We start from the raw sequence: 19,513 nt of genomic DNA, 5'->3' as shown, positions 1-19,513 counted from the left end.
ACAGAACAGGCAGCCTGCGCATAGCATAACTGCTCATATTCATGAGACCGTGTATTCCTAATTCCGTAAAGATGGATAAAGAGTAATTATGCGTATCGGGGCGGATGAAAAATACCCTTAAGTAAAAGAAAACGATGCTTGGCCGTATTGGTAGTACTGTATTGTTGCACTTCGTCAACAAGATGAAAAGTGATTGCATCGGTAACAACAGGTAAATAAGGAACGAAGTATTCCATGCCGGCTTGCTGCGACTCGCTGTCCTGCTGCTTTTCCTGTTCCTCTGCCAGCTTCTTTTTTAAATGACAGTTGCCCTTGCATTTATTATTGGGGATATTCCTTTTAACGCAAAGGTTTTTAGCAATGTAATCGCGTTTGAGTTCAAAGCCCGCCATAACAAACAGTTTGCTGAACTGCTGAAGCAGCATTCCCGCGATCATTAATATGAGTAATGTTTGTTTCAAATCAGGTATTGAATTACTGCGCGAAGGTAAAGCATTATCTTATATCTGATGCAGTAGCAGTCAAAATATGGATTCTCTGTAAAATGCCATTTTGGCTTTGAAACGGCTTCGTATTTCGCGTAGAAAATACTGCCTGCCGGAATACAAAAGCAAGGGGAATTAGTAGGCTTCCTGTAATTGAAATGCTTTAGTGAATTATATAAATAAAATAGGGCGCCTTTAAAGCGCCCTATTCTTTTCTGCAACCATAGAAAGGCTAGAACCAGCTGCCAATAAAGGCTTCATTAACTTTCTTGCCTGCAAGCTTACGGCGGCGACGCTCTTTGTCAAAGCGATGCTTTATTAAAGTTACAGTCATTAACAGAAGAAAAATAACGGTCAGCGGAGGTATGCCAAGGAACGATATCCAGGTGCCTCCGTACATCCTGCGCATAGGCCTTCTCAATCTTTCCGCAATGAGATACATACTCGGCACTATGATCAGGGTCATAAAAAACGCAAAAATTAATCCGAAAATAATTGTCCAGCACAGCGGTTTCCAGAACACTACGTTATCTCCTCCGAAGAAAATATGCGGATTGAGATCGGAGAATAAGGTAATGAAGTTAATGTTGAAACCTACTGCTATCGGAATAAAGCCCAGGATGGCGGCTACTGCCGTCAGCAATACCGGTATAATACGTGTCTTGCCGGCCTGTATCACGGCCTCCCTGGTACGCAGCCCGCGCGAGCGCAACTCTTCCGTGAACTCTATCACCAGGATACCGTTCTTAATTACAATACCCGCTAATCCCAGGATACCCACACCTGTCATGACCACCGATACCTCCATTCCAAAGAGCGCGAACCCTAAGAGTACCCCTATGACACTGAAGATGATTTCAGTAAGGATAATGACCGCCTTACTCACAGAGTTGAACTGCAGTACCAGTATCAGCAATATAAGTAACAGCGCTACGATCAGTGCTCCAAAAAGGAAATTACCTGTTTCTGCCTGTTGCTCCCCTTCGCCGGTTTGCTTAATGGTAACCCCGTCTTCTTTTTCTTTAAAGTTTTCTATATGTGTTTTGATCACCTGGTTTACGCCCGTAGGGGTATAACCACTCAGCACATTCGAACGAACAGTGATCACACGCTTCTGGTTCTTCCTTTTCACACTGCCCAGCGTATTGGTAAGGTCTATTTTTACCAGGGCACTGATAGGAACACTTTTCGATTGTCCTGTAGCCATATCCCGGAAATAAATCTTCATATTCAACAGGTCGGGCAGGTTCTTACGCTGTAACTCCTGGTTGCGCAACTGTATCTTGTATTCTTCTTTACCTTCCTTTATTTTGGATAACTCACGTCCAAACAGGGCTGTTCTTATCTGTTGCCCTATCTGTGAAGAAGATACGCCTTCTATAAGTGCACGTTCCCTGTCCACCGTAAGTGTGATCTCCGGATTCTGAAGGTCTACATCCATCTTCAGCTCTTCTACGCCAGGCACCTGTATCGAATCAAGGTAGTTCTTAAGGGCTACAGATGTTTTGATGAGATTATCGAAATCCTCGCTCGCTACCTCTATGTTTACCGGTGGATCGGTAGGTGGACCGTTCTCCTCCTGGTCAACAGAGATCTCCGCACCAGGTATCCCTTTCATCACACTCCTGATGGAATCGAGAATGGGTTTGGTTCTAACACCTTCACGCTTCTCATATTCCACAAACGAAACCTGTATACGCCCCAGTTCCGAACGGGTGCTCCGGTCGCCGCTGCTCGGGTCGCTCGCGCCCACTGCTACGTTCGTGATCACACTTTCAACAACAGGATTCGCTTTGCCGTTTTCCATTCCCAGCACCTTGTAAACCCGTTTCTCCAGCATGTTCGTTATGGAGTCGGTATACGCTACATTCGTTCCTACCGGCAATTTAAGATATACATATATCTGGTTGGGGTCGCCTGATGGGAAGAACACTACCGGCACCTTGCGCGCTCCAAAGAACACGAAGGAAAATATCAGCAACCCGAAAGTCGCCAGCACCAGCCAGGCCGGACGCCACCCTTTTACCGCCCAGCGTAACAGGTTTTCATAATGGTTCATGATCCACGGCAACACCCTGTTCTGGAAGCTGTGAATGGCATCCAGTATCACATAACGGTTGATGATCGATAATATTACGATAAAGATCAGCAGGTTGCCCCAGAATGTAACGCCCGCAACATCAAGCAGGATACCAAGTATCAAGGCAGCCCACAGTCCTTTTTTCTTGAAGATCGCAGACTTGGGCTCCTTATGCTCTCCCTCGACATGGTTCATGAAATCTACTGCAAATACAGGGTTCATGATAAATGCTACTACCAATGATGCGGTCAATGTAAAGATGAGCATCGTAGGAAGATATATCATGAACTTACCGATGATGCCAGGCCAGAACAACAGCGGGAAGAAGGGCGCCAGTGTAGTCAGCGTTCCCGCAAGTACAGGCACAAATACCTCGCCGGCTGCAGCCATCGCCGAAGGTCGTATACCCACCTTGCCCTTGTTCTCCGTGAATATACGGTGTGTGTTTTCAATCACCACAATGGCGTCGTCTACAATAATGCCCAGGCCAAACAACAACGCGAACAACACGATGAAGTTGAGGGTAACATGCCCGCCTACGATCAGGTCTGCACCCGGCAGGAACATAAATGCGACGAACATACTTAATGGAACAGACAACGCCACAAAGAATGCGTTCACCACACCCATAAAGAACATCAGAATGATTAATACGAGTATGAAACCAATAACGATCGAGTTAACAAGCTCATTGAAAGAGCTCTTGGTCTTGATACTTAAATCACCTGTAATTACTACTTTCAGATCTTTGGGAAAAGAAGTTGCCTTCATTTCCTCTACCGCTGTTTTTACATCTTCAGAGGTCTCTATCAGGTTTTCACCCGAACGTTTGATGATGTTTAAAGTAACAACGTTTTTGCCATCAAGACGGGCATAGCTCTCCCGTTCTTTTATGGTGTCTTTGATAACGGCAATATCCTTCAGGTAAACAGGGTTGCCGGCAGTGTTTCTTAAAACTACTTTTTCAATATCAAAAGAAGTCTTGAACTGCCCTTTCAGCTGCAGGTTACGTTTCATGGTGCCTACGTCAAGTAAACCACCCGAAATGTCTGCGTTCTCACGCGCCACAGCGCTGGCAATATCATCAAACGTGATATTGGCGCTTTGCATACGGTAATTGTCGACATTGATCTGGAACTCCCGCTCAGGAGCGCCCACCAGGTCAACACGGTTGATCTGCGGAATGTCCTCCAGCCTGTCTTTCATATCATCGGCATACTTCTTTAACCTTTGCTGGTCATAGTCTCCGCTGATATTCACATACATTACCGGCTGGTCCGATATACTAACTTCCAATGCAGTAGGCTCCTGCGTTAGATCCGTAGGAAGATCCTGCTTGGCTTTGTCAATCGCATCCTTGACTTTCTGAATGGCGACATCCGTTTTTACATCTGTATCAAATTCTACCATGATGGCAGAATAATCCTGCTGGGAAGTGCTGGTGAACTTCTTGATCTTGGCCCCGGTAATGCCTTTGATTTGTTTCTCTATAGGACGCGTTACCAGGTTTTCCATATCCTTGGGAGAATTACCAACGTAAATCGTCGATACATAAATGGTAGGGATCACAATGTCCGGAAACTGCTCTTTAGGCAGCGTAACGAACTGGAAAACGCCTATCAGGCTCACGATGATCATGAGCAGATAGATAGAGGTCTTATTCTTAATGCTCCAGGAAGTAGGCTTGAACTCCTTAAACTTACCTGTGAAATTTTCTAATGCGCTCATTTGAGAATTAGTTGATTGTTGAGTGCTGCAAGGAAAAATGATCTCCGTTAACGCGTTAGTGGGTGGTTAACAGCTGTCCTTCGTACAAGCTCTGGTAACCATCAGTTACCACCTGGTCGCCAGGCTGCAGGCCGCTTTTTATTTCTATTTTATCGCCGTAAAGCTCGCCGGGCACTACAGTGCGCTTACGCGCACGCCATTGCTTGTTAGGCTCTTGTATCGCCAGCATAATAAACTTGCCTTTATCATCCGATTGCATGGTATTAACAGGAGCCGTAATAGCGTTGTTGACAGCATAATCCTGTAACTGTACCAATGCAACCTGGTTGGGTTTTAACTGCTGATCGCCCGGCAGTTTTGCCTCTATATAAAAAGAACGGGTGGTGGCGCCGATCGTTTTGCCTACTACGCTTACCTTAACGTTCAGCTTTTTATTGAGGTCGGGAAACGATACCAATACTGTGCTGCCTTCCTTAACACGGCCAATGTAATTTTCAGGAACATTGGCGCTAACCTTAAGGGTTCCCGTATTTACGATCTGGATACCTTTTACCGTTGCACCCGCCGCATTGAACGTTTCTCCAACTCTTATGCTTACTGTTTCAGCAACGCCATTCGAAGGGGCATATACATTATATTGCCCTACCGATACATTCACGGCGTCAATCTGCTTTTGAAGGTTCGATACAGCTGTCTTGGCTGAAATAAGTTCTACTTCAGCACCGATGCCCTGGTCCCAAAGGTTTTGTCTCCGGCGTAACATGTCCTTGGCGTTTTCAAGCTGAACCTCCAGAGGCCCCAGTTGAGTGCGTGCAGCTTCGTTATCAAGTTTTAATAATAACTGCCCCTTTTTTACATAATCTCCTTGCTTTACATAAATAGCTTTCACCTGTCCACCCTGGTTTTGAGGGGTAACCCAGGCTATATCATCAGAGGTAACTGTTCCCTGGAGATCTATATAATGGGTAAATGCTTCAGGCTTCACTACTTCCAATGCTACCAGTTTCGGCTTTTCAGGAAGCGCCGCAGGATCTATTTTAATGATCTCTGCTTCCAGCTTGCTAACCTTATCGTTCACTGAGATCTGCTCCTTTTTCAATTTCTCCAGCTCGGCTTTCTTCTCGTCCAGCGTCGTTTTCTTGCCGCAGGATATAGCTGCCAGCATACAGGCGAATAATGTTATGTGTACTAACTTCTGCATATACTTGAATTGTGTGGTCTGGTTATTTTAATTGCCCTGTGGCTTTGAGGTAATTTACACGGGCAATGACTGCGTCGTATAACGCGGAAATATAATTGCTCTGTGCAGTTCGTAAATCGGTTTGAGCGGTGGTGACGTCTGTTGTCGATGCTAAACCCGACTCAAATTTCTTCTTCGTTTGCTGATACGCCTTTTCTGCCAGCCCGGTATTGGCTTTTTGAAAATCAATGGTCAGTATAGCCGTCTTGAAATCGTTTCTTGCTTGTATCACCTCCTGGTCTATTGACAACTGCAGTGTTGCCATCTGGTTTTGCGTTTGCTGCAATGTCAGCTTGGCTTTTTGAATATTGGATGCCCTGCTGAAACCATCGAAGATGGGTACCGATAAGCTTAATCCTACATAAGATGTGGTAAACCATTCTCCCTTTCCAAAAAGATCGAAGCTGGTGCGCATTGCCATTTTGCTATACGTTGCATTAAGGTTGAGGCTGGGAATATAACTCATCTTATGCCGCTTGATATCGTATTCGTTAAGCCGCTCTGTGAGTTGCATCGCCTGGAACTCTTTCCTGTTGGTATATTTGTAAATGCCCGATTCCAGTGCGCCTGCTTTTATTTCATCTTCTGTGATCGGGTCGGTAAGTACAAGTGAGTCTTGAGCAGGCACGCCAATCAGCACTTTAAGCGCAAGATATCCGTTGGCAACACTGTTGAGGACTTTGCTTTTTTCCGTTTGAATGTTCGCCAGCTGAACATTTGCCCTGTTCGCATCCAGCTCCTCGGCAAAACCGTTTTCATGCATGATCCTGGTGTCATTCGCAAACTTTTGCAGCAACTCTATATTAGCGTCGATCTGCGCTATCTGTGTTTTACTCACTACCAGCTGGTAATAGATCTTGTATACATTGGCACGGATATTCTCTTCCGTAAGAGCGGCCTGGGTAGTAAGCAGGTCAATAGAGGTCTTCCTCGCCTGTAAACCAACAAACACCTGGCCGTCGAATAATACCTGGCGCAAATTCACAGCGCCGCTGGCATTGTGTTTGGTGCCAAACTGTACCGGGGCAAAGGTGCCGGGCGCACCACCAAAGAACTCGGCGGGAACAACGGTCACAGGTATCTTCAGATAATCGGTGTAAGATCCTTCGGCGCTGAGATTGGGAAGCGCCTGCGAGGTAATGCCACGGTTCGACTGCTTCTGTATCTGTACATCAAGCAGCGCATTTACCACCTGAACATTGTGCTGTTGCGCATAATCCGCCGCCTGCTGTAACGAGAAGCTATGGATCTGGGGCGTCCGAGCTTCCTGTGCACGAAGGCCCGGTAAGTAAAAAAGACAAAATAACCAGGCAGCCCCGGCTTTCAAATGCATCATATAACTATGCTTTTTTTTGTTCACGTTGTTGATTGTATTTCTGGATCAGCTTTATCCCCTTCGGAGAAGCAATGCCATACGCATATAACAACAGCAGGTGTTGCTCTACCTGTAACACATTGAATTTGTTATTGGGAAAAACGTCTACGTTCATCGAAATCATAGCTGTACCTATACGATACCGGCTGATGGTGTCTACATTGATCTCCGGCCGGTATAGCTCCTCCTTGATCCCCCACTCAAGATTGTCCTTTACAGCCTGTAAAAGAAAACCGTTCTTGAACTCCAGGAACTTGGCGAAAACCGCCGGATGATACCGCTCCAGGTCATATAATACATAAGGATTCATGGTTTTGAACAGATCCTCCATAAGGTCCATCGCCAGAAATAGTTCATGAACGGCATTGTCCGACTTGCTCCTGTCAACGATACAATCGTTTTTACTGTTGTTCAGCATTTCTTCAAACACCGCTGTAACCAGCTCGTCTTTGTCCGCAAACGACTGGTAAATAGTCTTTTTCGAAATGCCTAACTGGCTGGCTATCTCGTCCATGGTCACACTCCTGATGCCAAAACGCAAAAACAGTTCTGCCGCTTTTTCCTGTATTCTCTCCTTCATATTATCCGCATGTTTTTGGGAATAGGATAAAACTACGGAAACTTTTCTGTGAATTAGAGTTTCCGTGAAGCCTGAAATCCGCATTTTTGGATAGACGGTCATATACTGGGATAAGACTACCAGGCAGGCATTTTCCCCTATGTTGTAAATCTTGATTATTTTGCCCCAAATTAGACGGATGCCGAAGTGGAAAAGATTGATCGTGTTTCCTGGACGTAACCTGTTCCAGTATTTCTTTCAGGGCCTGGTAGTATTGGCGCCTATTGGCATTACTGTCTATGCCGTACTTTGGCTGTTTACCACGGTCGACAATATCCTGCCCAATATAATCGACAGAATTTTCCCCCATGCGCTCGAAAATAACGGCGCGGGTGAACTCGAAAGGGTACCAGGGTTGGGATTTGTAGTGGTTATCCTCATTGTGATCTTCGTAGGCTGGACCTCCTCCTCGTTTTTCTTCGGCCGCCTCGTACACGTCTTCGACAAAGTCCTGGAAAATACACCCGGCGTCAAGTTTATTTACTCCTCCGTAAAAGATTTTCTCGAAGCCTTTGCAGGAAATAAAAAGAAATTCGACAAACCAGTGCTCGTAAATGTCGACGGTGACGACGTCTGGCGTATTGGTTTCGTGACACACGAAGATGTCACCCATTTCGACCTCCCCGGCCATGCAGCCGTGTATGTGCCTCATTCCTACGCTATTTCCGGCGTTACCTACCTGGTTCCCAAACATAAGATCAGGCTTATTAAGAACACGCCGCCGGCCGAAGCCATGAAATTTGTCGTCTCGGGTGGCGTTACCGAGGTGGAAACTACTACCCCTGTTAACTAACAAGCCTTTGCTTCAAAACCCGTTAATTTGCAGTCCTAACGTCCCTGGGAGTAACCCGGAGCTTTTAAATAAGGTTTCCCCGGCCGGACCAAAACTATATACGGATGAAAATGTACAATTTTAATTCGGGCCCTTCGATCTTGCCGGAAGAAGTATATGCCCAGGCAGCCGATGCCATTCATAACTTTAATAATACAGGATTGTCGATCCTGGAGATCGGCCACCGTACTTCCTGGTTCGAAGAAGTGCTTCACGAAGCCCAGGCGAATGTAAAATCGCTGATGCAGATCGACGACAGCTACGAAGTGCTTTACCTCCATGGCGGCGCTACTACCCAATTCATGCAGGTGCCAATGAACCTGCTCGATACCAACGCACAGGCAGCCTACTGCGATAATGGTATCTGGGGTAAAAAAGCTATCGAAGAAGCCGGCTACTTCGGAAAGGTGGCCGTGGCTGCTTCCTCAAAAGATAAAGGACATACCTATATTAATAAAACCCTCAACGTCCCCGACGACGCTGTTTACCTGCATTATACCACCAACAATACCGTAGAAGGCACACAATGGCATCATATCCCCGACGTGTCTATGCCACTCATTGCCGACATGAGCAGTGATATCTTCTGTCGCCCTATGGACTTCAGTAAGTTCTCACTTATCTACGCAGGAGCGCAAAAGAATATGGGCGCAGCAGGTGTCACCCTAACCGTGGTGAAAAAAGACCTGCTCGGCAAAATAAACCGCCCTATTCCGCCCATTATGGACTACCGCAAACACATAGAAGCAGGCGCACTTTTAAATACGCCTCCTGTTTTCGCAGTATATGTAAGTATGCTCACCCTCCGCTGGATCATCGCCAACGGCGGCCTGGCGGCAATGGAACAAAGAGCAAAGGAAAGAGCAGACCTGCTATACAATACGCTCGACTCGTTACCGCTTTTTAAACCCACCGTCGCCAAAGAAGACCGCAGTCTTATGAATGCCGTATTCATCCTCGAAAACGGGGAACTCGAAAAACAATTCCTCGATGAATGTAAAAAGAACGGCATGATAGGTGTAAAAGGTCATCGCAGTGTAGGTGGCTTGCGTATTTCCATGTATAACGCATTACCGCTTAGCAGCGTACAGGCCGTTTGCGATCTCCTGAAAGACTTCGCTAACAGAAAAGGATAATTTTTATCAATCAATACTTGAGGTTATAATTACAACCAATGGCTATCATTAAAGCTTTTAAAGCACTTCGTCCGCAAGCCCAGTTTGCTAAGCAAATTGCAAGCAAACCCTATGATGTTCTCAACAGCCAGGAGGCTAAAGTTGAAACACAGGGAAACCCTAATTCTTTTCTCCATATCACTAAAAGTGAAATAGACCTGCCCGAATCTGTGGACATCCACGACCAGCAGGTATATGAGAAAGCCAAACAAAACCTCGAAGCCTTTATCAAAAGAGACCTGCTCTTCAGGGAAGAAAAAGACTGTTATTATATCTACCAGCTGGTAATGAACGGCAGAAGCCAGACCGGGCTGGTATGCGTAAGCAGTGTTGATGATTACGAAAACGATATCATCAAAAAGCACGAGTTCACCAGGCCCGAAAAAGAACAGGATCGTATCAACCATATTAAAACCTCCGGCGCACAAACAGGAAACGTATTCCTGGCATACCGCAACCACGCCGCAGTGGATGAACTGATTGAAAAATGGAAAGCTGCGAAAAACCCTGTCTACGATTTCACGGCCGACGATAACATCCAGCATACGATCTGGATCGTGAACGACGACACAGCTATCGCTAACATCACCAGCCTGTTCGCCGAAGAAATACCCTTCACCTATATTGCCGATGGCCATCACCGCGCAGCCTCTGCCGCCAAAGTGCGCAAAGCTTTAGGAAATAATTCACAGGAAGGTGCTAACTATTTCCTCACCACATTATTCCCGTCTAATCAGCTGTACATCATGGACTATAATAGGCTGGTAAAAGACCTTAATGGCCATGATGCCGCCGGTTTCCTGAAGCTGCTCGAAGAAAAATTCACCGTTCAGAAGGCGTCCGGTGCCGTTCAACCCGCTGCCTTACATGAATTTGGCATGTATTTGGACGGTGCGTGGTACAAATTAACCGCAAAACCAGGCACTTACTCCGATGATCCCATTGGTATCCTCGACGTAACCGTTCTGCAGAACAACGTGCTCGATAGCCTGCTGGGCATCCAGGATCCACGTACCGATAAACGTATCGACTTCGTAGGTGGTATCCGTGGTCTCGCAGAACTCGAAAAAAGGGTGAACAGCGGCGAAATGAAACTGGCATTTAGTCTTTACCCTGTAAGCATTGAACAGTTATTTGCCATTGCCGACAGCGGTAACGTAATGCCTCCCAAAAGCACTTGGTTCGAACCTAAGCTCAGGGATGGTTTATTAACGCACCTGATTTACGAATAACAATAATCTATATGATAATACGCACACTGCTGTTGTTGATGCTTTCCTATACCACCATAACCGCTATGGCCCAGGGTGGTAGTGATAATAAAAACCTTTACGAATCAGGCAAGGCCTTCATGTATAAAGGTGATTATGAGAATGCAGTGCTGGTGCTCAACCGCGCTTCAAAACAGGACCCCGGTAACATGGCCATCCAGGAAGATCTCGCTTATACCTATTACCTGAAAAAGGATTATGCCAATGCGATAGAAGCTTCTAAAAAACTGATCGGTCATAAAAATGCCGATGCCAGCAGCTACAAAATGCTGGGCATGTGTTACAAAGCCATAGCAGAATATAAAGAATGCGAAAAACTGTATAAGAAAGCACTGAAACAGTTCCCTAAAAGTGGCGTACTATATAACGAATTCGGTGAGCTGTATGCTATGCAGAGCAACCTCGACGAGGCTATCAGGTATTGGGAGAAAGGAATAGAGGTCGATCCCAACATCAGCACCAACTATTACAATGCTTCCCGCTATTACGATAACAAGAATAACCTGCTCTGGTCTGTGATCTATGGCGAGTTATTCCTGAACCTCGAAAGCCTGAGCGACAGAACGGTGATCATGAAGAATATTGTGACCGATAACTATAAGGCATTGCTGGCAAATCCAGGTATGTTGAAGGGTTATGAAACGCAGGGCAGCCCCTTTACAAAAGCGGTTGCCGGTGTACTGGCCAAACACCTCGATCTGCTGAGCGAAGGTATTACGCCTGAATCACTCACTACTGTTCGCACAAGGTTTGTGCTCGATTGGTTTAATCAATATGCGGCGCAATACCCCTTCAGGTTATTCGACCACCAGCGCCAGCTCTTGCAGGAAGGCCTGTTCGATGCATATAATCAATGGCTTTTCACTGCAGCAGCCAGCCCCGATGCTTATCAGACATGGGTAAGCGCACACTCCCAGGAAAATGAGAATTTCCTGAAACTGCAGCGTAGCCGTGTGTTTAAGGTGCCTGAAAATCAACACTACGAACATTAAGCGCATCCCTTGTTAGTAAAATCTCAAATAATACTGAAAGTTCCTTTCCCCGTGGAGGGAACTTTTTTATTTCATGGAATAAGATTATCTTAAGGTAGCTTAAAGTACCATATGAAAGAATGTAAACGACTATTCGACGCAGTTGCTTATCAGCTTGCGCATCATCCGAAAGATGATATGCTGGCAGCTAAAAAAGATGGGCAGTGGAAAAAATACAGCACCGTAGAAGTAGAGACGATAGTGAATCGTTTTAGTGCCGGATTGCTGAAACTGGGAGTGAGTGGAAATGACTTCACCGTTGAAAATGCCGATAAGATCGCTATCATCAGCAACAACAGGCCCGAATGGGTTTTTACTGATCTGGCAGTACAACAAACAGGCGCCATCCTCGTGCCGTTGTATCCAACAACCAATCCCAATGAACTTGAATTTATCCTAAACGATGCAGGCGTAAAATATCTTTTCGTTAGCAGCAAAGAGCTGATGGATAAAGTAAGCGCTATCCTCGGTAAGATCACCTCTCTCCAAAAGGTGTTTTCGTTCGACGAGGTCAACGGCGTAGAAAACTGGTCGTCAGTTCTGGTTCCGGAAAACGATCCCTTACTTGAAAAGGTGGAATCCATCAAGGCTTCCGTTCCCGAACATCACGTAGCAACCATCATCTATACCTCCGGCACTACAGGTACGCCCAAAGGTGTAATGCTTACCCACCGTAACATTATGCAGGATGCTTACCTCTCAAAGCTCAGCTTCCCTTTTGAAGATGCGCCCCATTTCAAAGTGCTTAGCTTCCTGCCGCTTAACCATATCTTCGAAAAAACCTGTACTTATATTTATCTCTTCAGCATCATCAGTATCTACTATGCCGAAAGCATGGATACCATTGGCGACAACCTGAAGGAAATAAAACCAAACGGCTTCACTACCGTACCACGCTTACTGGAAAAGGTTTTCGAAAAGATCATGAGCACCGGAAGCCAGTTAACAGGTATTAAACGTGCATTGTTCTTCTGGTCTGTTAGTCTTGCCGAAAAATATGATAACAATATCAGTGGTGGCTGGTGGTACAACCTCCAGATGTCCATCGCCGATAAGATCGTCTTCAAAAAATGGCGCGCCGCCCTCGGTGGCAATGTCTCTTTTATCGTTACCGGAGGCGCCGCCTGCCAGGAAAGATTACTGCGCATCTTTAATGGCGCCGGCATCCCCGTTTATGAAGGATATGGTCCCACCGAAAATAGCCCGGTTATCTCCGTTAACCGCAAAGCAAAAGGCCTCACCAAGTTTGGAACAGTAGGCCTTCCCCTCGATGGTCTCGAAATAAAACTCGCAGAAGACGGTGAAATATGTGTAAAAGGCGACACGGTAATGAAAGGCTATTACAAACGCCCCGATCTTACTGCCGAAACTGTGATAGATGGCTGGCTCCACACCGGCGATATCGGCGTTTGGGAAGACGGTAAATTCCTGCGTATCACCGACCGCAAAAAAGAACTCTTCAAAACCAGCGGCGGCAAATACGTAGCGCCTCAGCCCATCGAAAATAAATGCAAAAGCAACTCGTTCATAGAACAGATCATGGTAGTAGGCCCCGAGCGAAAATTCGTAGGCGCGCTTATCGTTCCTTCTTTTAACATGCTTAAAAAATGGATGCAGCATAAAGGCATCCCATTCACCAGTAACGAAGACGCTGTGAAGCTTCCCCAGGTGATCGATAAATACAACCGCATCATCGAAGGGTTAAACACGCAGTTCAACCACGTTGAACAAGTCAAGAAGTTTGAACTGTTACCCAAAGAATGGAGCATCGAAACAGGAGAAATGACGCCCAAACTAAGCCTCAAACGCAAAGTGATCATGGAAAAATACAAAGACCAGATCGAGAAGATCTACGAGAATACCTGATGATGTATTCACGGTGCATGATCGTTTGCGCATGTAGCTCCTGCATGCGCAAACGATCATTGTAATTTAATCCGGCTTCACTGCTGTTTTAAGTGATAATGAGTGGGTGCTACATATTGCCCAGGCAAACATACTTGGTAATAAGATATTCCTCTATCCCATAAAAGCTTCCTTCCTTACCGTAACCACTTTGCTTGATCCCTCCGAAAGGAACCTCTGCAAACGAAATGATCCCTTCATTAACGCCAATGATGCCGTACTCCAGCTTTTCCGCAACCCGCCATATCTTTTGTACGTCCTTTGAGAAGAAATAAGCCGCTAATCCATATTCTGTACTATTAGCTAATGTTATTGCTTCCTCCTCGGTATCAAAAAGATAAATAGCAGTCACCGGTCCGAATATTTCTTCATGGCTGAGTGTCATATCTGCCGTGCAATTACTGATGATCGTAGGCTCAAAGAACAAAGGCCCGGCGGAATGTAAATGGCCGCCCATAACCAGTTCTGCACCTTTGTTTAAGGCATCGGCAAGCAGCTCCTGTACCTTATCGATAGCCTTCTTATTAATAAGTGGTCCTATCTGAATACCGGGCGCTGTACCGTCTCCTGTTTTAAAGGCTGCTACAGCCTTGCTGTATGCCTCTAAAAAAGCAGGATAAACCGAACGCTGTACCAGCACCCTGTTTACACATACACAGGTTTGCCCCGCATTACGATACTTGCTGGCTAATGTTCCTTTAACGGCGATCTCGATATCCGCGTCGTCAAAAACAATGGAAGGTGCATTACCACCCAGCTCCAATGCCAGCTTTTTCAACGTAGAAGAGGATTGCTGCATCAGCAGTCGTCCTACCCCTGTTGAGCCGGTAAAAGATAATTTATGAATAGCCGGATGTGTACATAATATTTTGCCTACCTCTGCCGACTGCGTGCTGGGAATAATGTTCAGAACCCCATCCGGTAACCCTGCTTCCCGGGCCAGCTCCGCCAATGCCAATGCACTTAAAGGGGTATCTTCTGCAGGCTTCAGCACTACAGTGCAGCCTGCAGCAATGGCAGGTGCAATCTTACGCGTTATCATAGCCACGGGAAAGTTCCATGGCGTAATAGCTGCCACAACCCCTACAGGCTGTTTCAACGTCATAAAGCGGCGGTCTGCAACCGGGGCTGGTATTATTTCCCCATACACCCTGCGGCATTCCTCTGCAAACCATTCAATGAATGAAGCGCCATATTGTATCTCCCCTTTTGCCTCTTCCAGTGGTTTACCTTGTTCACTGGTAAGCAATAAAGCAAGATCATCGGTATGCGCAATAATAAGATCATACCATTTCCTGAGCAGCTTCGCACGCTCCTTTGCCGGCAAACCACTCCACGCGGGAAAAGCAGCTTCAGCCGCTGCTATCGCTTCCCCGGTTTCTTTTACACCCGCATCAGCTACCGTGGCAATCTCCGCTCCCGTAGCCGGATTCGTAACTGCAAAACGATTCTCACTGCATTGCTGCCAGTTGTTATTGATAAAATATCCCGTCTGTAATAAGGATCTATACACTAGTTGCATACAACACTGCTTTAATTTGAAATACTAAACTCCGAACTGATCTGAAAAAAACAATAAGCAGGAAGAAAGGTTGGCCTAAATAAAAAAGCATGCTGACAGGGCAACATGCTTTTTTCATTTGTAATACGACAAGTTGTGTGAACAACCTGGTAAATGGGCAACAATCGTTAGACGCAAAATATTTTTGCGGACACAAATATAACGGGGAATAGTTTACCTGAACAAATATTTGTTAAACAATTTTTAACAAACTGTGACAAACGGTATGTGTACTAAATACACGCATATCCCTTTGGTTATCATTGGTATAACATCAACCCGCTAAAAAGCTATGGGTTGGTAGACCATAATCCCGCTTCTTTTACAAAGGTGCGCCTGTTTAATTTCAGCTGCATTACTATCAATTCCGCAAAGTCTTCCGGCTGCATGACCTTCTCGGGATTGCCGTCGGTCAGGTTCAGATTCACCGCCATGTCGGTAGCAATAGTGCTGGGCGTTAATGTAGTGACCCTTATATTCGATTTCCGTACTTCAAGCATCAAAGACTCAGATAAACCAATAAGTCCGAATTTAGAGGCGCTATAAGCGCTGGTAACAGGGGCGCCTTTCTGGCCGGCTGTAGAAGATATGTTTACGATATCTCCCGTTTGCCTGCTCAACATTCCTGGTAACACAGCCCTTATCACATAATAAGCGCCAAACAAATTCACTTTTACTACTTCTTCCCACTGCTCAGGGCTAAGTTCCAGGAATTTACCAAACCTGCCGATGCCGGCGTTGTTGATCAGTATATCAATACTACCAAGTGCTTCTTCAAGTTGGCCAATTGCAGCTTCAGTTGCTATACGGTCTGCTACATCCGCTGTGGCATAAACAATTTTTACACCCGTACCGCACAGCTCTGCAGCTACCTCCTTAAGGTCTTTTTCGGTACGCGCCAGCAGGGCAAGATTTACACCTTCTGCCGCCAGTGCATGCGCTACTGCTTTTCCTATTCCTTTCCCGGCACCGGTGATCAGTGCATTTTTACCTTTTAATGATTCCATGACTGTTATGTTTAACTATCAGTTTATAATTGCTTTGTTAATACCAGCTGGTCTTTACAACGTTCCCCGTTCTCATAGATCGGTTCTGCATAGTTGAGCAGGTAATAATCTTCCTTCACATCCGTTATCTGAAACCCCTGCTGCTGATACAGGTATATCTGCGCAACACTTGAATTGGCGGTGCCAATGGTAACACTACGGTAGCCTTTGGCACGGGCGGTACTAACTGCATGCATCAAAAGCAGCTTCCCTATGCCCTGGCCCTGTAACGGGGCCTCTACTGCTATATTTTTTACTTCTGCCGCTTTACCTCCCAGCGGATACAATACATATTCTCCAATGATGCGGTCTTCCGACTGGGCCACGTAAATGGCCGAACCCGGCAGGTAGCCGTCTATCATTTCTTTCGATGGGTCTGCCAGTAATAAAAGCTCATAAGGTACCGGCTCATTCTTTGCCAGGGGACGGATAACAATATCTTGTAATAAATCCATGAACACAGGTTTTGCTTCGCACTAATTCGTTTGCAAATATATTACCTCTTCTTTCAACCCTTATTTTTTCCGTTCTTTACAACTAAATGTAATATCTGGGATATGACGCAAAGCACCGTGGATAGCCTGAGGGAGGCATTGAAATTTTCGCCCGATAATGTGCCACTGAGGCTGCATCTGGCCGAAACCTTGTTCCTGCTCAACAGGTTGGAAGAAGCCGAAAAGGAATATATGGATGCACTGGCTATCGAGACTAATGAAAAGGGACTGCTGGGACTCGCCAAAGTGTATTTTAAAAAAGAAGCATTCGCCACTTGTAACGTGATCCTCGAAGACCTTATCCGCAAAAGCGATACCAACTTTGAGGTACTGGTATTATACGCCAAATCATCTCTGAAAGAAAACGACTGGAACACAGCCCGCGATACTTATCAGAAGATCCTGGAACTGGATCCCGGTTTTTCTGATGAGGAGCTCGACAGCCAGCTGCGCATGCGTAACCAGCCCGATAACAACTGGGAGGATGATGACGATGATGATATAGAAGATTCTCTGTTCATCCAGCATCCCGGCATCAATTTCTCACAGGTAGGAGGGATGCAGCAGGTGAAAAAAGAGATTGAAGTAAAGATCATTCAACCCATGAAACACGCCGACCTCTATAAAGCCTATGGCAAAAAAGCGGGAGGCGGCATTTTGTTGTATGGTCCTCCCGGATGTGGCAAAACGATGATCGCAAGAGCTACCGCCGGCGAAATGAATGCCCGTTTCATTAACGTGGGATTGAACGATATTCTGGATATGTGGATCGGTAACAGCGAGAAAAACCTGCATCGCATTTTTGAATACGCAAGAAAGAATGCTCCCTGTGTTCTGTTTGTGGATGAAATCGACGCATTGGGCGCCAGCAGGGCGGATATGAAACAGTCTGCCGGCCGTCACCTCATTAACCAGTTCCTCCAGGAGCTCGACGGCGTAGCAGCATCCAATGAAGGCGTCCTTGTTCTTGGAGCTACCAATACGCCCTGGCATCTCGATCCTGCTTTCCGCAGACCAGGCCGGTTCGATCGTATTATTTTCGTTCCGCCGCCAGACCAGGAAGCCAGAACGGCCATCCTGCAACTGAAACTGCAGGGTAAGCCCACCGAAAATATTGACTTCGATACTATCAGCAAAAATACGCCGGACTTTTCAGGAGCCGATATAGAAGCAATGATCGATATCGCCATCGAAGAAAAACTGGAAGCCGCTTTCAAAGACGGCATACCAGTACCCATTAAAACAAAAGACCTGCTTAATGCTGCTAAAAAGCATAAAGCAAGTACCCGGGAATGGTTCTCCATAGCAAAGAACTTTGCACTCTATGCCAATGAATCGGGCTTATACGATGACATCCTTCAATTCCTGAAAATAAAAAAATAGCATGTCCGATCATCTGATCCAGCGCGCGGGCCTTCTGCTTCAGCAAAGAAAATTCCGTGAAGCTGAAAACATCTTAAGCGGCCTTTTTGCAGAAGATCCTGCCAACGTTCATGTGCTTGCTTTACTCTGCGAAGTAAAACTGCAGCAAAACATGCCCAAAGAAGCATTGGATCTGGTGAACAGCGCTATCGGGTTTGATCCGTCGTCAGATTACCTGTTCTATAAACGCGCCTGTGTTTATATTCAGCTAGATAAATATAACAATGCGGAAAAGGACCTGCAGCAGGCCATCAACCTGCAACCCTACGAATCCGCTTATTTCGCACTCTTTGCCCTGCTGAAGCTCGATAGAAAGGAGTTTGAAGAGGCGCGTATCCTCGCCGAAAAAGCCCTGGAGCTCGATCCTGCGAATATTTCTGCATTAAATGCACGCAGTACCGCTTTACTCAAATTAAACCGGAAAGAAGAATCTTTTAGTACGATCCAGGGCGCCCTGCGCGAAGATCCCGATAACGCTTATACACACGCCAATTATGGCTGGGGATTGCTGGAAAAAAGTTCTCATAAAGAAGCATTGAACCACTTTTCAATAGCCCTGCAAAAAGACCCGAACCTGAAACTCGCACAGGCCGGTATGGCCGAAGCCTTAAAAGCCAGGTACTTCCTGTACCGACTATTCCTGCGTTATGCTTTCTGGATGGGTAATATGAAGTCTAAACTTCAATGGATCTTTATCATAGGGATCTTCCTTGGCCGTTACCTGCTCGAAGCACTGGCCGAAATGTTCCCGCCATTGAATGGTTTAATTACGCCGTTGATTATTATCATCGCATTGTTTGCATTCTCTACCTGGGTAATGACGCCTCTGGCCAACCTGTTCCTGCGTTTCAATAAATATGGCAAACATCTGCTGAGCCCTGACGAAATGCGTTCTTCAAATTTTGTAGCGCTCAGTGTATTGACTGCACTTGCAGGCGCCATATTGCTGCCTGTAATGAATACGGAAGCTCCTCTGGCGATGATCGTATTCGGCCTTACTATGATGATCCCGCTCAGCGTCATGTTCCGGTCTGTAAAAAGCCGGAAAACCCTGGTTGCGTATACGGCTGTTCTGGCATTCCTTGGAGTGCTTGCGGTAACTATAGCGTTTGTTTCCAACCAGTTGCTTAATAATGTAAGTATGCTTTACCTGTTGGGTGTGTTTATTTTTCAATGGGTGGCCAATTATATTCTGTCCAGGGAAGCCAGCAAATAAATAAAAAAGGTGTGCAACGCTTTCGCGTCGCTG

The 19,513-nt window shown here is 46.0% G+C and carries 15 protein-coding genes; 7 read left to right on the top strand and 8 right to left on the bottom strand.

Features of this window, described 5'->3' with window-relative positions:
* Window positions 1-86: 86 nt before the first annotated feature.
* The 5 genes from ESB13_RS19545 to ESB13_RS19525 form a co-directional block, all read right to left on the bottom strand.
* Window positions 87-437, bottom strand: coding sequence for a hypothetical protein (locus ESB13_RS19545; protein ID WP_129005370.1), 351 nt, complete (start codon window positions 435-437; stop codon window positions 87-89).
* Between the two features lie 280 nt (window positions 438-717).
* The gene (locus tag ESB13_RS19540; protein ID WP_129005369.1) at window positions 718-4,293 is read right to left on the bottom strand and encodes an efflux RND transporter permease subunit; all 3,576 of its coding nucleotides are present in this window, start codon (window positions 4,291-4,293) and stop codon (window positions 718-720) included.
* A 55-nt stretch (window positions 4,294-4,348) separates the two neighbouring features.
* Window positions 4,349-5,494: an efflux RND transporter periplasmic adaptor subunit gene (locus ESB13_RS19535; RefSeq protein WP_129005368.1), complete on the bottom strand. Its 1,146-nt coding sequence runs from the start codon at window positions 5,492-5,494 to the stop codon at window positions 4,349-4,351.
* 22 nt (window positions 5,495-5,516) lie between these two features.
* On the bottom strand, window positions 5,517-6,869 hold the full coding sequence (locus tag ESB13_RS19530) for a TolC family protein (RefSeq protein ID WP_129005367.1): 1,353 nt from the start codon (window positions 6,867-6,869) through the stop codon (window positions 5,517-5,519).
* Window positions 6,870-6,873: 4 nt separating this feature from the next.
* A complete protein-coding gene (locus ESB13_RS19525; RefSeq protein ID WP_164974282.1) occupies window positions 6,874-7,488 on the bottom strand; it encodes a TetR/AcrR family transcriptional regulator in 615 nt (204 codons plus the stop codon).
* Window positions 7,489-7,666: 178 nt separating this feature from the next.
* Between ESB13_RS19525 and ESB13_RS19520 the strand changes: the two genes are divergently transcribed.
* The 5 genes from ESB13_RS19520 (at window position 7,667) to ESB13_RS19500 (ending at window position 13,702) form a co-directional block, all read left to right on the top strand.
* Window positions 7,667-8,320 (top strand): DUF502 domain-containing protein, encoded by a 654-nt coding sequence (locus ESB13_RS19520; RefSeq protein WP_129005365.1) that lies wholly within the window; start codon window positions 7,667-7,669, stop codon window positions 8,318-8,320.
* A gap of 104 nt (window positions 8,321-8,424) precedes the next feature.
* Window positions 8,425-9,495: a 3-phosphoserine/phosphohydroxythreonine transaminase gene (gene serC / locus ESB13_RS19515; RefSeq protein ID WP_129005364.1), complete on the top strand. Its 1,071-nt coding sequence runs from the start codon at window positions 8,425-8,427 to the stop codon at window positions 9,493-9,495.
* A gap of 38 nt (window positions 9,496-9,533) precedes the next feature.
* Window positions 9,534-10,766 (top strand): DUF1015 domain-containing protein, encoded by a 1,233-nt coding sequence (locus ESB13_RS19510; RefSeq protein ID WP_129005363.1) that lies wholly within the window; start codon window positions 9,534-9,536, stop codon window positions 10,764-10,766.
* 11 nt (window positions 10,767-10,777) lie between these two features.
* Window positions 10,778-11,797 (top strand): tetratricopeptide repeat protein, encoded by a 1,020-nt coding sequence (locus ESB13_RS19505; protein WP_129005362.1) that lies wholly within the window; start codon window positions 10,778-10,780, stop codon window positions 11,795-11,797.
* Between the two features lie 111 nt (window positions 11,798-11,908).
* The gene (locus ESB13_RS19500) at window positions 11,909-13,702 is read left to right on the top strand and encodes an AMP-dependent synthetase/ligase (protein ID WP_129005361.1); all 1,794 of its coding nucleotides are present in this window, start codon (window positions 11,909-11,911) and stop codon (window positions 13,700-13,702) included.
* 109 nt (window positions 13,703-13,811) lie between these two features.
* Here the strand turns inward: ESB13_RS19500 and ESB13_RS19495 are convergent, their stop codons facing one another.
* From ESB13_RS19495 to ESB13_RS19485, 3 genes are all read right to left on the bottom strand, one after another.
* The gene (locus tag ESB13_RS19495) at window positions 13,812-15,263 is read right to left on the bottom strand and encodes an NAD-dependent succinate-semialdehyde dehydrogenase (protein WP_129005360.1); all 1,452 of its coding nucleotides are present in this window, start codon (window positions 15,261-15,263) and stop codon (window positions 13,812-13,814) included.
* A gap of 329 nt (window positions 15,264-15,592) precedes the next feature.
* Window positions 15,593-16,309 (bottom strand): 3-ketoacyl-ACP reductase, encoded by a 717-nt coding sequence (locus ESB13_RS19490; protein WP_129005359.1) that lies wholly within the window; start codon window positions 16,307-16,309, stop codon window positions 15,593-15,595.
* Between the two features lie 23 nt (window positions 16,310-16,332).
* Complete coding sequence (locus ESB13_RS19485; RefSeq protein ID WP_129005358.1) at window positions 16,333-16,803, bottom strand: GNAT family N-acetyltransferase; 471 nt, start codon at window positions 16,801-16,803, stop codon at window positions 16,333-16,335.
* Between the two features lie 102 nt (window positions 16,804-16,905).
* Here ESB13_RS19485 and ESB13_RS19480 point away from each other — a divergent pair, with 102 nt between their 5' ends.
* Complete coding sequence (locus ESB13_RS19480; RefSeq protein ID WP_129005357.1) at window positions 16,906-18,225, top strand: ATP-binding protein; 1,320 nt, start codon at window positions 16,906-16,908, stop codon at window positions 18,223-18,225.
* A gap of 1 nt (window position 18,226) precedes the next feature.
* On the top strand, window positions 18,227-19,480 hold the full coding sequence (locus ESB13_RS19475; RefSeq protein ID WP_129005356.1) for a tetratricopeptide repeat protein: 1,254 nt from the start codon (window positions 18,227-18,229) through the stop codon (window positions 19,478-19,480).
* Window positions 19,481-19,513: the final 33 nt, after the last annotated feature.

Source organism: Filimonas effusa, assembly GCF_004118675.1.
Classification (GTDB): Bacteria; Bacteroidota; Bacteroidia; order Chitinophagales; family Chitinophagaceae; genus Filimonas; species Filimonas effusa.
The sequence above is the reverse complement of the archived record's forward strand: the minus strand, read 5'-3'. Positions and strand labels throughout refer to the sequence as shown.

Coding starts and splice junctions, on each gene's coding strand:
- ESB13_RS19545 (WP_129005370.1), bottom strand. CDS start 437: ATGATCGCGGGAATGCTGCTTCAGCAGTTCAGCAAACTGTTTGTTATG.
- ESB13_RS19540 (WP_129005369.1), bottom strand. CDS start 4,293: ATGAGCGCATTAGAAAATTTCACAGGTAAGTTTAAGGAGTTCAAGCCT.
- ESB13_RS19535 (WP_129005368.1), bottom strand. CDS start 5,494: ATGCAGAAGTTAGTACACATAACATTATTCGCCTGTATGCTGGCAGCT.
- ESB13_RS19530 (WP_129005367.1), bottom strand. CDS start 6,869: ATGATGCATTTGAAAGCCGGGGCTGCCTGGTTATTTTGTCTTTTTTAC.
- ESB13_RS19525 (WP_164974282.1), bottom strand. CDS start 7,488: ATGAAGGAGAGAATACAGGAAAAAGCGGCAGAACTGTTTTTGCGTTTT.
- ESB13_RS19520 (WP_129005365.1), top strand. CDS start 7,667: ATGCCGAAGTGGAAAAGATTGATCGTGTTTCCTGGACGTAACCTGTTC.
- serC (WP_129005364.1), top strand. CDS start 8,425: ATGAAAATGTACAATTTTAATTCGGGCCCTTCGATCTTGCCGGAAGAA.
- ESB13_RS19510 (WP_129005363.1), top strand. CDS start 9,534: ATGGCTATCATTAAAGCTTTTAAAGCACTTCGTCCGCAAGCCCAGTTT.
- ESB13_RS19505 (WP_129005362.1), top strand. CDS start 10,778: ATGATAATACGCACACTGCTGTTGTTGATGCTTTCCTATACCACCATA.
- ESB13_RS19500 (WP_129005361.1), top strand. CDS start 11,909: ATGAAAGAATGTAAACGACTATTCGACGCAGTTGCTTATCAGCTTGCG.
- ESB13_RS19495 (WP_129005360.1), bottom strand. CDS start 15,263: ATGCAACTAGTGTATAGATCCTTATTACAGACGGGATATTTTATCAAT.
- ESB13_RS19490 (WP_129005359.1), bottom strand. CDS start 16,309: ATGGAATCATTAAAAGGTAAAAATGCACTGATCACCGGTGCCGGGAAA.
- ESB13_RS19485 (WP_129005358.1), bottom strand. CDS start 16,803: ATGGATTTATTACAAGATATTGTTATCCGTCCCCTGGCAAAGAATGAG.
- ESB13_RS19480 (WP_129005357.1), top strand. CDS start 16,906: ATGACGCAAAGCACCGTGGATAGCCTGAGGGAGGCATTGAAATTTTCG.
- ESB13_RS19475 (WP_129005356.1), top strand. CDS start 18,227: ATGTCCGATCATCTGATCCAGCGCGCGGGCCTTCTGCTTCAGCAAAGA.